A 15238-nucleotide genomic window follows, 5' to 3' on the forward strand; every position below is an offset into this window, starting at 1 on the left:
TTTGCCGCATTTCTCTTACATATTTTTGCGGTTTGACTTCAGTTCTGTATTTTACCGATTAAACTGCCCCTTTCTTAAATCCCTACCCTTGAAAGCACCCCCTAACCCCCTCTCCCAAATTGAAAGAGGGGGAACAAGACCACAAGAAACTAATCCTACTCCCCTCTCCCAGCATGGGAGAGGGGCTGGGGGTGAGGGCGCTTCTGATAAATGGCAAGTCCCCCCAGCCCTCCGCCAAAAAATGAAAGAGGTAGCCCGTCAGTTTCGCAAAGAACCTACACCCAGTGAAGCCATCCTTTGGCAAGCCTTGCGAAATAGAAAGTTAGAAGGTAGGAAATTTCGTCGTCAGCAACCAATTGGCTGTTTTATTGTTGATTTTTTTTGTGCAGCTGAACGTTTAATTGTTGAAGTAGACGGAACCATTCATGAATCTCAAAAGATTCTAGATCAACACCGTCAAGAATTACTTGAATCTTTGGGATTGCGGTTTGTACGTGTTAGTAGTGAGTTAGTGGAAACAAATTTATCTGCGGCTTTACAAATTATTAGTCACGCTTTTATCCAAAATAGCCCTCATCCCCCAGCCCCTTCTCCCAAAACGTGAGCAGGGGAGCAATTCTACCCCTCTCCCATTCTGGGAGAGGGGCAGGGGTGAGGGCAAATTTAACTATAAACACTAGTATAAAAATCTATGACCGTAAGTAACCGCGAACGAGTTGGCAGGGTGCTAGACCTTTTGAGAGATGGCTTATATCCTTTTGTCGAAAGGGAAATGCGTTCGGTTTATGGCGATAAGTGGGTAGTTGCCGCTACACCTTTTGTTCCAGAAGACCACAGCCTAAGACGTAATGTCCAGCAAATTCTCAAACAGGACGAATCAGCACTACTGAAACTCATGTCTAATCAGTGGCGTGAGGTGTTCAAAAAGACTCTGGGCAATGCTGAAAGAAGCTTGGTTGGGGAATTAATTGACACGCGCAACTCTTGGGCGCACAACAAGCCACTCTCTACAGATGATGCCTATCGCGCTCTTGATAGCGTATCGCGGTTACTTTCTGCTTTTTCCGCACCAGAAGCAGATGAAGTTGATAAACAAAAACAAGAACTTTTGCGGCTACGCTTTACAGAACAAGCCCGTCGTGAAACTCGTCGTGCTACTCTCCAACCTCTAGAAGGCAATCCTGTAGGCGGTTTAAAACCCTGGCGAGAAATTGTTACACCTCACCCAGATGTTGCCTCTGGTAGCTACCAACAAGCAGAATTTGCTGCCGACCTCTGGCAAGTTTATTTAGATGAAGGTTCCGACGAATACCGCATACCTACAGAGTTTTTTAGCCGCACTTTTCTCACCGAAGGGCTAAAGCAACTGCTCACAAATGCCTTGCTACGCCTTTCTAGCAATAAAGGCGACCCCGTTATCGAACTGCAAACCAACTTTGGTGGCGGCAAAACCCACGCGATGCTGGCACTATACCACCTGTTTATGGGAGTTCCAGCATCCAAGTTACCTGGATTGGAACCAGTGTTGGAAGCAGCAAATGTTTTACCTCCGCCAAAAGTAAACACAGCAGTGCTGGTAGGAAATAAAATTTCTCCGGGTCAGCCTCAACTTAAAAAAGATGGCACAGTTGTCCGAACACTCTGGGGCGAATTAGCTTGGCAACTAGGCGGTAGGGAAGCCTACGAAATGATTCGAGAAGCAGATGAAACTTCAACTAACCCTGGCGATACCCTCCGGCTGCTGTTTAACCGCTATGCACCCTGCCTGATTTTAATTGATGAATGGGTAGCTTATGCGCGACAGCTTCACGAAGTAAACGACCTTCCGGGGGGCAGTTTTGACACTCACTTTACCTTTGCCCAGACTTTGAGTGAGTCGGCAAAAAACGCTAACCAAACTCTTTTGGTCGTGAGTATTCCGGCATCCGATAATGAGATTGGAGGCGATCGCGGTAAAGCAGCCTTAAGTAGACTTAAAAATGCTATTGGCAGAGTTGAATCTCCTTGGCGACCAGCAACTGCCGATGAAAGCTTTGAAATTGTGCGGCGGCGGCTGTTTCAACCCATCACCGAAGAAAATGGCTTTATTGCCCGTGATGCCATCATCCGTGCCTTTGCAGAAATGTACCAAAACCAATCCCAGGAGTTTCCTAGTGAGTGCCGAGAAGCTAGTTATAAACGACGGCTAGAAAATGCTTATCCTATCCATCCAGAACTGTTTGACCGACTTTATAATGACTGGTCAACTCTCGACAAATTCCAACGCACGCGGGGTGTGCTGCGACTGATGGCAAAGGTGATTCATTCACTTTGGGAAGGACAGGACAAAAGTTTGTTAATCATGCCTGCTAGCGTGCCAATGGATGACGGACAGGTACAAACAGAATTGACTCGCTACCTGGAAGATAACTGGGTGCCAGTGATTGAAAAAGATGTAGATGGATATAATTCTCTACCATTGGCGTGCGATCGCCAAAACCCGAACTTAGGACGTTACTCTGCCTGTCGCCGCGTTGCTCGGACAATTTACCTTGGTTCTGCTCCTACTCTGAGAGCAGCTAATCGCGGCGTAGAAGATCATCGGATCAAGTTGGGGTGTGTTCAACCAGGGGAAAGTGCGGCAACTTTTGGCGATGCTTTGCGCCGACTTACCGACCAGTCTACACATCTTTATGTCGATAACACTCGTTACTGGTTCTCAACTCAGCCTAGTGTCACCAGACTTGCCCAAGACAGAGCTGAGCAAATCCAACAGGATCAGGATAAAGTTTGGGATGAAATTATTCTCCGATTAAAGGCTGACAAGCAGCGCGGCGAGTTTGCTGGAGTACATATTGCTCCCGGCTCCTCCGCAGATGTTCCTGATGAAATGGCCGTAAGGCTGGTTGTCATGGGGCCACAGCACCCCCATAAAAATAAGGAAAGCGAAACCCAAGCCCGCACCAGAGCCGAAGAAATACTGAACCAAAAAGGAGCCAGTCCTCGGTACTGCAAAAATATGTTGCTGTTCCTGGCACCAGATAAGGCAAAACTGGAGCTATTAGAACAATCTTAGGACTTACGCAAAAATTCTCTGAAACTCTTATTTCTCCGTGCCCACTGCGTACTCTGTGGTTCGATTTTCCGTTATCTGTGCGTAAGTCCTGAATCTGTTTGCCAGTACCTCGCCTGGAATTCGATTATTCGGGATAAAGAAGCCTTAAACTTAGATGTTTTTCAAAGCAATCAGGCGATAACTAAACAACAGCAAACCGACAAAGATGTAAAAAGTTTAATTCAAGAAGCTTACATCTGGCTTATCGTGCCGATGCAACCCGACCCCCAAGGAGAGATTGAATGGCAAGAAATCCGATTGCAAAAGCAAGACTCTCCTATTGTGCAAGCAAGTCGCAAAGCAGTTCATGAAGAACATTTGATTGCCAACTATGCTGCTAGTCGCCTGCGCCTGGAAGCTCTCGATCCATATCTCTGGCGCGATGTAAACCACCTCGACCTTAAAAAGTTGTGGGAGTACTTAGCGTACTACCTTTACCTGCCACGCATCAAAAATCAACAAGTGCTATTACAAGCGATCGCACAAGGAGTTGCAGCGTTACTGTGGAATGAAAACTTTGCTTATGCCACAGGCTGGGATGAATCCAAAGGACGTTATCTTGGTTTGAAAGTAGCTGAACACATTACCGTAACCCTTAGCAGTCAAAATCTGATAGTTAAGCCAGAAGTAGCACAACGCCAGTTTGAGGCAGATGCTGTTGTTAAACCTGTAACTCCACCAGTAGTTAAAGAAAAAACAGAAAGCTATAAGACTGAAAAAGAAAAAACTATTGACACTGTAATAACAGAAAATGGCTCCTCTGATAGCCAAGTAACTGTCATAGTTCCACCAAAACGTTTCTATGGTTCAGTCAAATTGGACGCATTGCGGCTACGACGTGACGTAGGACAGATAGCAGACGAGGTTATTCAACACCTCAGTAGTTTGGTAGATGCTGAAGTAGAAATTACCTTGGAACTTCAGGTCACTGTCCCTGAAGGAGTACCAGATAATGTAATTCGCACAGTCAGCGAGAATTGCCGGGTTCTCAAATTTAGTAATCAGGAATTTGAACAAGAATAAAGTTGAGGTACATAAACCTTGTTAGAAAGTAATAAGATAAAGCATTACGTCACTCTCAAGAGTACGTAGGCGTAGCCCGTCGTAGACATCGCCATTGTAGTTACAGTAAATACATTGCTATTACCTGTAGTAACTAAATTATTAACTATCACAGTCAATCGTTTTAATAAAGCTAAACCCGTCAGACATCTGACGGGCTTTTTGGCATCTTGGGAGCAGAACTAATAATTTCATCTATCCATCGCCTGAGAGAATCGTTCTCTTCTCTCAGGCTGCTAATTTTCCCAAGTATTCATTTTGGAGTACAGCAACCTGTTGTTTTAATGTCTCTAAGTCCACTTGCATTTTGGCTAAATCTGGAGTTCCTTGGGATTCTTCAGCCAGGTAAGAACGAATCCAACCCATGATTAATTCTGAGGCTGTCTTGCCCTCAGTTTTAGCTTTGTCCATAAAAGCTTCCTTAGTCTCATCGTCCATTCTGACAATGATTTGATTGCCCAATTTTGTTGTTTGCCGCTTTACCATATTCCTTTCTGCTAGAACTCTCAATCTGTAATAACTCTATTTACCTTAAATGACCCTTCCCATGTTGAGCGGGTTGAAAGGTAATCCTCTCTACACAGCTAGAATAGCTCTTTGGTTACAATGACCCTTCCCATGTTGAGCGGGTTGAAAGTAAAGTTTTCCCATCCAAGTGTTCAGCAGCAATTGTTACAATGACCCTTCCCATGTTGAGCGGGTTGAAAGATCCTCAGTTTCCCTATTTAGAAATTTTAGAGAATGGTTACAATGACCCTTCCCATGTTGAGCGGGTTGAAAGCATGAGTAGTCAGAATTTCAATTTCTGATCGAGCTGTTACAATGACCCTTCCTGGAAAAATGGATTGAAGATGTAATCCTAACGATGAGCAAGAAAGGACAAGTTATATAAATTCTTCCAGTGCAGAGCTGGTGAAAATATAAAAATTACGAGATATGGGTATGGGTTGAAAGGGTTCAACTCCGTCCTGCTTAACTATAAAGAACAAAAGTTCTCTGTTTAAGCAAGGTAGAGTAAAAGTTTTTAGAGCTTGAGTTAAACTTAAGCTTATAGTGTTTTATTTGGCAAATCTGATGTTGACCAGTCACCGTACACAGTCATAAGTCTCTAAATATTGCGACATTAGTTTGTGAACGGTTATCTGGAATAAGCTACGACACCAATTAGTGAAAGAGCGACATTAATTTGTGAAGGGCGACATCTAATTTGTGAATGTACAACTGATGACTAGGAGCTGAAACCCTTATATAGATTAACTTTTAAAGTGGCTCAGGTCGGAGTTGAACCAACGACCCCAGGCTTATGAGTCCCGTGCTCTAACCAACTGAGCTACTGAGCCATGATTTATTCAAATTATTAACTAATATAGCATACAAACTTGCTCAAGACTAGCCCATTTGGCAATTTTGTTAGAACTTCTATCCCTGTTGAGGTCATAGAAAGCAAAAGAGGGAGGTAAACTCCCTCAACTAACAAGGCAATGATTTAGTTACAGACTATTCAAGAATTAGAGGCGATTTGGTAGAAAGGCTATTGGGTTAACAGCACCTTTACCTGGTGGATGGATTTCAAAGTGGCTGTGTGGGCCAGTGCTATGACCAGTGCTACCCATTAAAGCAATTGTTTCTCCTTGATGCACCAGCTGACCAGGTTGCACCAGAATCTTGCTGTTATGACCATAGCGAGTCATGCTGCCATCAGGATGACGAATATCGACAAGGTTGCCATAACCACCATTATTCCAGCCAGCTTTTTCTATCGTACCGTCAGCTGAGGCGACAACTGGCGTGCCAGTGGAGTTAGCAACGTCAATCCCTTTGTGCAATCTACCCCAGCGCCAGCCAAAGCCAGAGGTGAGGGTGCCCTTTGCTGGCCATGTGTAAGCTATAGATGAGCTAGATGGAGGGGGTATAGTTTCGTCAATTGGTCTGGGCAGATATTGATCGACTGCTGCCAAAGGTGGTATCCGCATCTGTGGAGAAACTGTAGTTCCCCGCATCTTTCCTAAGGAGTCAGAGGCATTTACTCTTCCAGCAGGCGTTGCAACCTTTTTGCCAGATGGATTGCCAGAGGGAGTCCACTGACTAGGAGAGCCTAGATTGGGCAAGAAATCTGGATTTACTGGCTCGTTAGCTGGTATAATAGCACTAAATTGGGACTTAATTGGCTGAACGCTATAGCTAGCTCTAATAGGTGTAGGAACTGGAATTGGTATCGCTACACTGTTCGGTCGAGACGCGGGGTTGGGTACAGGGAAATTATTGGGGGTAGAAATAGGTGTGAGCATCGCAGCATTATTAGTTTCGCTTGCTGCTGGCACAACTAAGTTACCAGACTGTTGAGCGCGATATTTCTGCTGTAACCTCTGGATTTCCGCTTGTAAGCCCCGCAAACGGTCGTTATTATTATTGTTTACCCTTGCGATCCTATTTGTTGGTGTTTTAGGCTGTTGGATTTCGATAAAAGCTGTTGGCACTGGACTTTCACCACCGACGCCATAAGAACTAGCCGTGGGGGGGGCTATTTGTGAGTCGGTCGCACTATTTGCCTGAATCTGAACAGTTACCGGTGTAGGGACGGCAACGCTTCTGTTGTCGGCAATAGTTGGTGATTGTGAAGTAGGTAGATATGAGTTGGCACTACCAATGTTTACATGGGAGGTGGCAACATGAGGAGTTTTACTAGACTCTACAAAAATAGGCTTAGTCGCTACAGTTGCCTCAAGTTGAACAGCAGGAATAATCAGTTTTTGACTAATTTGCAGTTGATTTGGATTATTAAGGTTATTTGCCTTAACTAATTCTGATACTGAAGTATTGTATCTGCTGGCGATCGCTGCTAGTGTATCTCCAGGCTTAACTTCGTAGGCTGTATGAGTCGAGGAGGCAATAAGTGTTGGTGTCGCTGGTACTGGTACAGATGCACTCGTCCGTGTCTTCTGTTTTAACCTTGATATCAGGTTTGCTTTGCTTGCTTGGCCAGAAGTGTCCGATTGGGCTAATACAGTCTTCTCAACTACAGTCGTCGGCTGCGCCAACCCCATATCAGCTTGTGATAAATTTTTGGTCTCCCCAGACCGCAACTCCGCCAGACTTTTTCTTAAACGGTTCGATTTTTCTTGTAAGCGATTCAGTGCGAACTCTTGTTGCGCCTTAAGTTGTGCATTTATTTCACTGTTGGCTGCGCCAGATGTTGCCACTGTTTGTAGCTGGGCAGTTAGTGATGCATTTGTAATACCAATACCATCAGCACTAGAGTCAGACAGATTATTGACTGTTGGAAAACTAGTCTCAGCTAAGGTATGGTTCAATCCCTGTGCCACTTTGGCCTTCAGGTAGGTGGAATTTTTATAAATCGTTGTTGTTGTTTGGGAAAACGTTTCTGATGCAGGAACTTGCAAAGACATTCCACTTGCCGCAACTTGCCATTTAGCTTCAAGCCCAGGCACTTGTGAGACTGCCGTTGGTTCCACGATCACAGGATTTTCCGGCACGCTCGCTGATGAGACTGCTTGGGACTCCAGCTTTGTGGAGGCGAATTTCACCTCAGTGTCAGGAACAGCAGGAATTGTTGAGGTTGCCTTTTGGCTGCCTACAGGTACCGCTGCTTGGGCTTGATCGCTTTGTCGAGTCACCAAAAGGCTGGTTGCTCCCATAGAGATTGCCAAGCCAATCATGGCGGCTTTTGTCCGCACCCGGCGGTTAACTTTTGGATTGATCACATTTAGCAGTTCTACCGGGGCTTCATCGCTGCTGGGGTTATTGTTCAACACAGCTTTTACTCTCTTTTTCAATGCTCGTTTCAAAGACGACCTCCTATGATCACTAGCGCTTAACTGACCTCGATTTTTCAGTTGGATACTAGTCAATGATTTAGATCACAACGAACGATAGATCAAGATCACATTCACCAGAGATGCTTACGCAAGATTAACCTGCTTCTCTGATTTAGACAAGTTCACACGTGTGAGCAAAACTTAAAATTTGCTGTGTTTACTTGTCCGAACCACTCCTAACACCACTTAGGACGTTTTACTCTTTACCATTGTCCGCGCTTGTCTTGCGTCAATCGCGGGGATTGGACAAACTATTAGACTCGTCCATAGTCGCTGCTGAGAATTAAATTGCTGCGATTTCTGGAAAAGTGATGTCCCCTGCTGTAGATATCTTCAAGATATTTCTACCCAATCCGTCTTCTCAACACGAGACTTTACCGAGACTTTACGTTGATTATTCCCTAAAAAACAACCGTATGAACTATCGGCTACTTTTGGGCTGCTTTCTGGCGTTCATTGAGCTAAAATAGCTCAAATGTGAGACATGACTAGGTTTTAGCACTTTTGTTCCCTAATTTAGGATGTTTCAAATTCATCAAAATCTATCATTCAAATTTGGTAATATCCGAAGTTTTATATACAAATTTCTTATAATAACCTTCCCTTGTTTGTAAGTATCTTCCACTACAATTTATGGATAAATCCAATTTTAAGTATATTGTTTTACATATTATTGCGCTAACCAAGAAATTTTTTGCAGTTACAAATAACTCGTCTAATAGATTTCTGGACAGACCATTAAGTATATTTACTTATGATTGTGAAGGTAAACAACTATTGTAAATAGCCTAACTGACGACGGGTTTCAAATAAGCTAATTGCCACACTCACTGACAGATTCAAGCTGCGAACCCCCGGTTGGCTCATGGGAATATACAGGGTAGCATCGCAATCTGACAGAATTGCTGGTGGTAAGCCTGTGGTTTCACTACCAAACAGCAGCCAATCATCAGGTTGAAACTGAAAGCTTACATAATTACAATTTCCACCAACAGTAAAACCCAAGCATCTGCCTCCACGTTCCTGATGTAAGGTTTTAAAAGCTTCTAGTGATTCGTGATAGTGTAGCTTGACATAAGGCCAGTAATCTAAGCCAGCTCTTTTGAGGTAGCGATCGCTAATTTCAAACCCCAAAGGGCCTACCAAATGCAACTCCGTACCCGTAGCTGCACAAGTACGGGCAATATTACCTGTATTAGGAGGGATTTGCGGGTTAACTAAAACTACCTGAGGCATTGTCCGTATAATTTACGTATTGTATAAAACAATCTATTGTCAACGTTAAATCTACTAAAAGGTAGAGGCTATTCATAGGTTTTATTAATAATAATCAAGCATCCTCCATTGATTAGATTTTTAAAATAAAGCTCAAACCCTCCCAGAGCATTGTCTGAGAAGATGTTTGGTTAAAATTAGAGAATATTAAGTTTTATTTAGAAAAAGTTAGGTGCTTGTGTCTTTTAGGGTTAGTGGTGTCTCCAAAAAAAATCTACCATTTGTCTGAAGACATGATATGCAGGCAGAGATTATAGACCGGAGACTGGGGAGTAGGGATTAGGGGAGATGAGGGGACAAGGGGACAAGGGGACAAGGGAGAAATAAATAAATAATAAGAACCTATCCCACTATTCTAAAAATACCTACTTCTTTTCGTAAAATGTGTTTGAAAACCTTGATTTTTCGTTTTTAATTCTCAATCAGCTTAAGCTTTGGAGCACAAATCTTATTAGTGGGATAGGTTCAAATAAGCAATGCCCAATGCCTCTTCAGTTAAGCCAGTAGGGACGAGCACAATTTGTTTTCAAGTTCGATTTCGCGCTCTTGGGTGGCGACAATAGCCTGAGTGATGACGCGTTGGCTGTCAAAACCGACTGCGTGTAATTGCAACCACTGTTGAGCTTCATTGCCTTCGCGAAGGATTTTATGCAAAGGGGAAAGGAAACAGCTAAAGCCTCGTTGTTTGGCGATCGCCCAAACATCTTGGTACATTTGAGCAATCCAATCTCTGGCTAGGATGCTTCTGCCATCTTGCCAATGCCTCAGTTGAGCATCGAGACTACCAGCAGCAGCAGCAGCTTCGTTGTCAGCAGTCAGGGTGACGAGTTCTTCACCAGAGAAGGTGCTTTGGGTTAACGGATCGATGCTAGGATTTTCGATTATTTGCAACAAACGCGCTTCTAATAAGGCAGTAATGGCTAGCAAGGCAATGGGATCTGTGACTAAATCGCAAATTCGCAATTCTAGGCGATTCAAGTCATAGGGACGGCGATCACCATTTGGTCGCACTGATACCCATAAATGCCGCACGTTTTGCATAGTTCCTGTAACAAGTTGATTTTCCACCCACTGGATATGATCGGCGTGGCTGGCAAATAATGGCACATGGCTAGGCGTTTGCGGGAAGACGCCCCAACGGGTGGAGTGATAGCCAGTAGTTTTGCCATCCAGGAAGGGAGAAGAGGCACTGAGGGCGAGAAATAGAGGTGCTTCCATACGGATCACCCGACATGCCCGCATTAATACTTCTGGGTCGCTGATGCCGACATTGATATGTACGCTGGCGGTGACTACTTTAGTCCCGTAGGTGTTCTCAATGTAGTCATGATAGGGGTTTGCTGGATCAGAACGCACAAAGCGATCGCTCCCACCCAAAGATAAAGTACTCCCCGGTATCAAGGTGTAATCGCCCAAGCGATTGAGGTAGTTTCGCAACTCCCGCCGGGGACGCAGCAAGGCACACAATAAATTCTCGTAATTATCGCATGGTTCGGTTATGTATTCGACGTTGCGGCTATCTGGCTCCCGCATAAATCCACCCAAAGCTGCAACAATTTTATCGGAGAGACCGACGATTTCACCTTGAGGCGTGCCAGTATACATCTCAATCTCAAAGCCCTTTAATAAGACCACGTTGTTCTCCTCGGCTCTCTCTGCCTATAAATTGTATCGAATTAGACGAATCTCTGGATCTATCTTTAAGTTAATCAAAGCTTAAGAATCATTTAATTGCCAACTCGCGCAAAATCAGAACGACGGATTTCTTGGTTGTCCTTCAGAAAATTATTATTACTTAAGTATGAAAAATATCCTAATTATGATTTACGCACTGTACAAATAGACATTATGTATGTTATTCAAATTCGGTCGTTTTAGACAGTTAGCGTAGACTAAAAACACTCCGTTTTATGGGTTTTTTATTTGGCATTGCGTGCTAATTAAAAATAAAAAATATATAACTTTAGATAGATATTTGGTTTGCCTGCATACCACTATAGGAATCCTACTTGAATCTTGCTCTGTATACTGACAAGGAAAGCTTTGTATGTCATTTCCAATTCGCAATTGACAATTCGCAATGGGCTTCTCTGCGAGACGCTAAAAGCGAACGCCCCGCTACGAAGGAGCAATTATTACCCCATAACTAAAGTTAGGGGCTTGGATATTGAGCCTACGTGTTTTAATTTTTACATAATTAAAATTAGGGGCTTTGACACCAAGGATGGATCAATTTTTCAATTATGTCCTTAAAAAGCGAATTGCTCTCTTCGTAGCGTTAGCGACTGTGCGTAGCGTCACTGCGAATTGCGAATTGTTCGGTCAAGTTTCTAGGCAAATTATGCAAGAGGTCTACTGTTGCAATATAAAATCATTAGGTGAATCACTCTCTTGAACAATATTGAGACGTAGAAACTGTGCCCATACTTCATCACTAAGTAAGTTTAAAGCAGTTTTAGGATTGTTAGTAGCGAGCGCGCCGATAACTTTACACCATCCCTGTTGCAATAACTCAATAAAAGTCTGTTCAAGAGAAACCTGATTCAGCAACGAAAGTGCCGTTTTAAAACTTGCTGAATCAGCTTGTATATTCTTCGACCTTAACCCTTGAAGTGCTACATTCAACCACACAGGCAGAAGTTCTAGCCAATTGTTTTGCTGTATCTGTTTGAGTGCAATATCTTCCATACCTAGCGCACCCCAAATGCACAAAGGCTCTATAGCAAGTTGAAAATTACGGTTTTTTAGAGCATTTTCCCATAATTTTTGAGCGTGATTTTGGAAGCGATTGGCGATAAATTCATAGGCTTCCTTTACTTGATGGGGAATTGTAACTTTATAAACTGACTCACCGCGTGGTAGGTAGTCACCGCGATAAGATAGCCAGTTATGAGACCCACAAAGATGAATTTTCTGATCAACTATTACTTCTTTAACATGGGAATCTCCTAACCAAAAAACCTGTACAGATGGTAAACCATCAGGTGTTTTTACCGCTCGAAGTTTTTTCTCTACTTCTGGTGAAATTGGTTTATCTTCATCTTCTTGTCGCCGCGAAATTCCATATCCAATTAAAATCCAAACTCCACCATTAGCTAATTTCTGTAACAGAGTTAGAAATTTTTCATTTACAACTGTCTGATTCACCCAAGGAGAATATATTACAACCTGACCTTTTGCCGAATTTAAAACTTCTGAAAAAGTTTGAGTAATTTGTCCATCGCGTAACTGTACAGCTTCACCTAACACTGTAGAACTATCTACTTTATTACCAGCTTTTGTAGCAGCTTCTAGCGCCTTTTGGCGAATATTTTCGAGTCGAGCTTCTATTTCAGTGTTTTTTTGCTTAAGAATGGCCTCACGTTCAAAATTGATGGTTTCAGTTGACAATTTACATAATGTTTGCAAAGATATTTTTCCTTCAGCGTGTAGTACTTCTAACCAATTTGATGCTGACTCTAATATTTGCTTTCCATTTCTTATTTGGATACTCAACTTATCTTCAAGGGCATCGAAGATAACGAAAAGCGATATCTTCCTCCAAATTTTTTGAGTCGAAGCTAGCACCCTACAGGAAGTTACGATTTTTCCCTCTTCTGGTACATGAAGTGCTAGACCTGAAACTTGAATACTTTTTTGGATTTCCTCAAGGGGTAAGGAAGCAATATCAGCAATTGTATGATCGATAGTGATAAAGTCTGCCAAGTCAGGTAAAGTCATCGTTGTCTCATTTAAGGATTCTGATTGAAAGGTTATCTTGTCGCTTAAAGGGTCTGTAATAGCATAAATTTGTATAGGATATGGCGGCTGTGGTACAGATCCTTTTTCAAAAAATAAGCGACCTTCAGGAGTAACTGTTAGTGGCGATGTTGGTGATAGAGTTTGTAAGGAACGAAGAGTTGCAGTAGTAGTTTTAATAAATACAGAATCAAGCCCAAGTACAGATGCTAATTCATCCTCTGTTGGCGGAGGTTTAAATTCAATAGCGGCGCGGATAATAAATTCTTCAAGTACGTTAAACTGGCGAGGTTTCTTAATGTTTACTTCTACCTGAGTTTGCCCCAAACTATAACGTAATTCACGCGCTGCTAAAACTGATAAACTAGGACTTTGCGTTTCTATTTCGTCTACCAGTTTTTTGAGATTGTCATCAATCGGTTTAGCAGAAGAGGCGAGAAACATCAACGAAACCTCCATGTAGACGCACAATATTTGAAACTTCGGAGTACATACTCCCGACTTGTCCACGTTGCTGAGTAAATAGCGAATGACAACCCACAATTACTAGTAGTTCTTGAGCACGGGAAAATGCAACGTTAACTCGTTCTGATTTTTTGGCAAATCCCACATCTCTTTTACTATTATTGCGAACCATACTCACAATTACAACAGGTCGTTACATACCTTCCTTGTACCCCAACTCTTCCGGCGTTTCCCTTTCGTACAGCCCGGATTACAGGGTTATGAACTAATCGACTCAGGACATTATCTACTGCTAAATTGGCTTGAGAAGTTATTATAGTACGTCCACCCGTAGAGCAACTTGATAGCAAATTTCGGCAATTACGGTAGTTTTACTAGTGCCTGGTGGCCCTTGAATTAGAACTAAATCTTCAGCCGCAAGTACCTTTTCTACTGCTGCTTTCTGGCTTGGATTAGCAGAGGATAATAACAAATCTTCTGATCGCAATTCGACGGTTTTTTGTATAGGTCTTGCTTGGGAAGCGTCGAATAAAAACTTTCCCAAATAGGGATAATGTCAACTTTAGTGATGACTGATTTTTCTAGTATGTTGTCTCAATTTTATATACCAAATTATTGAGATTATTATTAATAGGTTTAGCAGAAATCGTCGGCTATTTCTGAAGTGCCTGCTGAAAAGTTTTGATGGCATCAACATGATTTATCATATTAATGCAGTGTAACAACAAATCTAGATCGATTCCTTTGACCTCCTCACTACTGGAAACCCTTTCATAATGAAGCGCGTTGCCTTGTTTTTGCAGGTGATAAACTTCTAATACTCCATCTTCCCAGAACCACACTTCTGGAATTAAGAGCCGCTTGTATGCCTCCAGTTTATTGATACCGCCACTAGTAAAAACCACCTCGATAGCCAAATCGGGACGCACTTGACCAGGGGCAAGTTTATAAGATTCATCCGCCTCTCGCTTGACAGCACCTGATTCACTTTCTAAAGTCATTGAGCCAGTTGGAGTAAAGTCAAACCCTGCCATGAGCAGGTAAAGTTCTAATAATGCGGCAATTCTCTTCTTAACAGTTTCGTGGGGTTCTCCAGGCATTCTTCGGATCTCCAAAACACCATCTAGGAAAGACAGCCGATATCCTGGACGGTCTAATAACTGCTCAACTGCTTTGAATTCTCTCCAAGTCAGTCCCTCAAACAAAAGGGGTGATTCCTTGGTGGGTGTAGCGATCGCTGCTGGGGTCATAAAAAGAAGTCTCCAGTCTGTTTCTAAATGAGAAATAATCAGCTTTGGAGGTCAGTTTGTTAATTCTAACTTCTTTCTATAGTAATCCGTTTTAATTTTTGAACTTATTTGCGTAGGCAGGGAGTAAGGAATAGGGAATCAGCTTTTTCGAGTTGTACTGAGTTTATTCAGAAATAAAATAGGAGTTTGATAGGAGCTTAACAATTACTTTTTCTTAACCTTTTATATTTGCTATTTCTCATCTAAGCCTTTAATTCACAACAAAAGCCCTTTTTAGACCCAGATGAGTCGAGAAACATCAACAAATCCTCCATGAAGACTGACAATATTTGAAACTTCGGAATACATCCTTCCGACTTTACCTGATTGATGGGTAAATAAATTATGACAACCCACAATTATTAGGAGTTCTTGAGCGCGAAAAAATGCAACATTTACCCGTTCTGGTTTCTTCGCAAATCCCACATCTCCTTACAAGTTGAGCGCTTTCTCACCCAAACGTTGACATAATAACCTTT

The 15238-nt window shown here is 42.6% G+C and carries 10 protein-coding genes, 1 tRNA gene and 2 pseudogenes; 3 read left to right on the forward strand and 10 right to left on the reverse strand.

Going from position 1 to position 15238, the window contains the following annotated elements; translation table 11 throughout:
- From V7L29_RS33530 to V7L29_RS33540, 3 genes are all read left to right on the forward strand, one after another.
- Nucleotides 1-604, forward strand: a 604-nt coding sequence (locus V7L29_RS33530) for an endonuclease domain-containing protein (protein WP_334738198.1), incomplete at its 5' end; no start/stop codon positions are given.
- Nucleotides 605-691: 87 nt separating this feature from the next.
- Entirely contained in the window at nucleotides 692-3055 is a 2364-nt protein-coding gene (locus V7L29_RS33535) for a Swt1 family HEPN domain-containing protein (RefSeq protein ID WP_334738199.1), read from the forward strand.
- Between the two features lie 252 nt (nucleotides 3056-3307).
- Nucleotides 3308-4117 carry a hypothetical protein gene (locus tag V7L29_RS33540; protein WP_334738200.1) on the forward strand — a complete coding sequence of 270 codons (810 nt, stop codon included), beginning with the start codon at nucleotides 3308-3310 and terminating at the stop codon, nucleotides 4115-4117.
- A 267-nt stretch (nucleotides 4118-4384) separates the two neighbouring features.
- On the opposite strand, the gene V7L29_RS33545 is transcribed toward V7L29_RS33540, so the two are convergent.
- The 10 genes and pseudogenes from V7L29_RS33545 to V7L29_RS33590 form a co-directional block, all read right to left on the reverse strand.
- Nucleotides 4385-4642 (reverse strand): hypothetical protein, encoded by a 258-nt coding sequence (locus V7L29_RS33545; protein ID WP_273766102.1) that lies wholly within the window; start codon nucleotides 4640-4642, stop codon nucleotides 4385-4387.
- A 780-nt stretch (nucleotides 4643-5422) separates the two neighbouring features.
- A tRNA-Met gene (locus V7L29_RS33550) sits at nucleotides 5423-5496 on the reverse strand.
- Between the two features lie 168 nt (nucleotides 5497-5664).
- Nucleotides 5665-7962 carry a LysM peptidoglycan-binding domain-containing M23 family metallopeptidase gene (locus tag V7L29_RS33555; protein WP_334738201.1) on the reverse strand — a complete coding sequence of 766 codons (2298 nt, stop codon included), beginning with the start codon at nucleotides 7960-7962 and terminating at the stop codon, nucleotides 5665-5667.
- A gap of 804 nt (nucleotides 7963-8766) precedes the next feature.
- The gene (locus tag V7L29_RS33560; protein WP_334688336.1) at nucleotides 8767-9228 is read right to left on the reverse strand and encodes a tRNA (cytidine(34)-2'-O)-methyltransferase; all 462 of its coding nucleotides are present in this window, start codon (nucleotides 9226-9228) and stop codon (nucleotides 8767-8769) included.
- Between the two features lie 534 nt (nucleotides 9229-9762).
- On the reverse strand, nucleotides 9763-10902 hold the full coding sequence (gene gshA / locus V7L29_RS33565; RefSeq protein WP_334738202.1) for a glutamate--cysteine ligase: 1140 nt from the start codon (nucleotides 10900-10902) through the stop codon (nucleotides 9763-9765).
- 717 nt (nucleotides 10903-11619) lie between these two features.
- On the reverse strand, nucleotides 11620-13449 hold the full coding sequence (locus V7L29_RS33570; RefSeq protein WP_334738203.1) for a hypothetical protein: 1830 nt from the start codon (nucleotides 13447-13449) through the stop codon (nucleotides 11620-11622).
- Nucleotides 13427-13648 carry an AAA domain-containing protein gene (locus V7L29_RS33575; RefSeq protein WP_442944312.1) on the reverse strand — a complete coding sequence of 74 codons (222 nt, stop codon included), beginning with the start codon at nucleotides 13646-13648 and terminating at the stop codon, nucleotides 13427-13429. The genes V7L29_RS33570 and V7L29_RS33575 overlap by 23 nt, the downstream gene beginning before the upstream one ends.
- A 22-nt stretch (nucleotides 13649-13670) precedes the next feature.
- Nucleotides 13671-14020 (reverse strand): annotated as a pseudogene (locus V7L29_RS33580) (AAA domain-containing protein); the annotation flags it as partial.
- Nucleotides 14021-14123: 103 nt separating this feature from the next.
- The gene (locus tag V7L29_RS33585; RefSeq protein WP_334738204.1) at nucleotides 14124-14720 is read right to left on the reverse strand and encodes a Uma2 family endonuclease; all 597 of its coding nucleotides are present in this window, start codon (nucleotides 14718-14720) and stop codon (nucleotides 14124-14126) included.
- A gap of 273 nt (nucleotides 14721-14993) precedes the next feature.
- Nucleotides 14994-15191 (reverse strand): annotated as a pseudogene (locus V7L29_RS33590) (hypothetical protein); the annotation flags it as partial.
- Nucleotides 15192-15238: the final 47 nt, after the last annotated feature.

Source organism: Nostoc sp. (assembly GCF_036916575.1).
Taxonomy (GTDB): Bacteria; Cyanobacteriota; Cyanobacteriia; order Cyanobacteriales; family Nostocaceae; genus Nostoc.

Bases quoted from the DNA above. Each gene is read 5' to 3' on its own strand.
- V7L29_RS33535 (WP_334738199.1), top strand. From the start codon at position 692: ATGACCGTAAGTAACCGCGAACGAGTTGGCAGGGTGCTAGACCTTTTG.
- V7L29_RS33540 (WP_334738200.1), top strand. From the start codon at position 3,308: ATGCAACCCGACCCCCAAGGAGAGATTGAATGGCAAGAAATCCGATTG.
- V7L29_RS33545 (WP_273766102.1), bottom strand. From the start codon at position 4,642: ATGGTAAAGCGGCAAACAACAAAATTGGGCAATCAAATCATTGTCAGA.
- V7L29_RS33560 (WP_334688336.1), bottom strand. From the start codon at position 9,228: ATGCCTCAGGTAGTTTTAGTTAACCCGCAAATCCCTCCTAATACAGGT.
- V7L29_RS33570 (WP_334738203.1), bottom strand. From the start codon at position 13,449: ATGTTTCTCGCCTCTTCTGCTAAACCGATTGATGACAATCTCAAAAAA.
- V7L29_RS33585 (WP_334738204.1), bottom strand. From the start codon at position 14,720: ATGACCCCAGCAGCGATCGCTACACCCACCAAGGAATCACCCCTTTTG.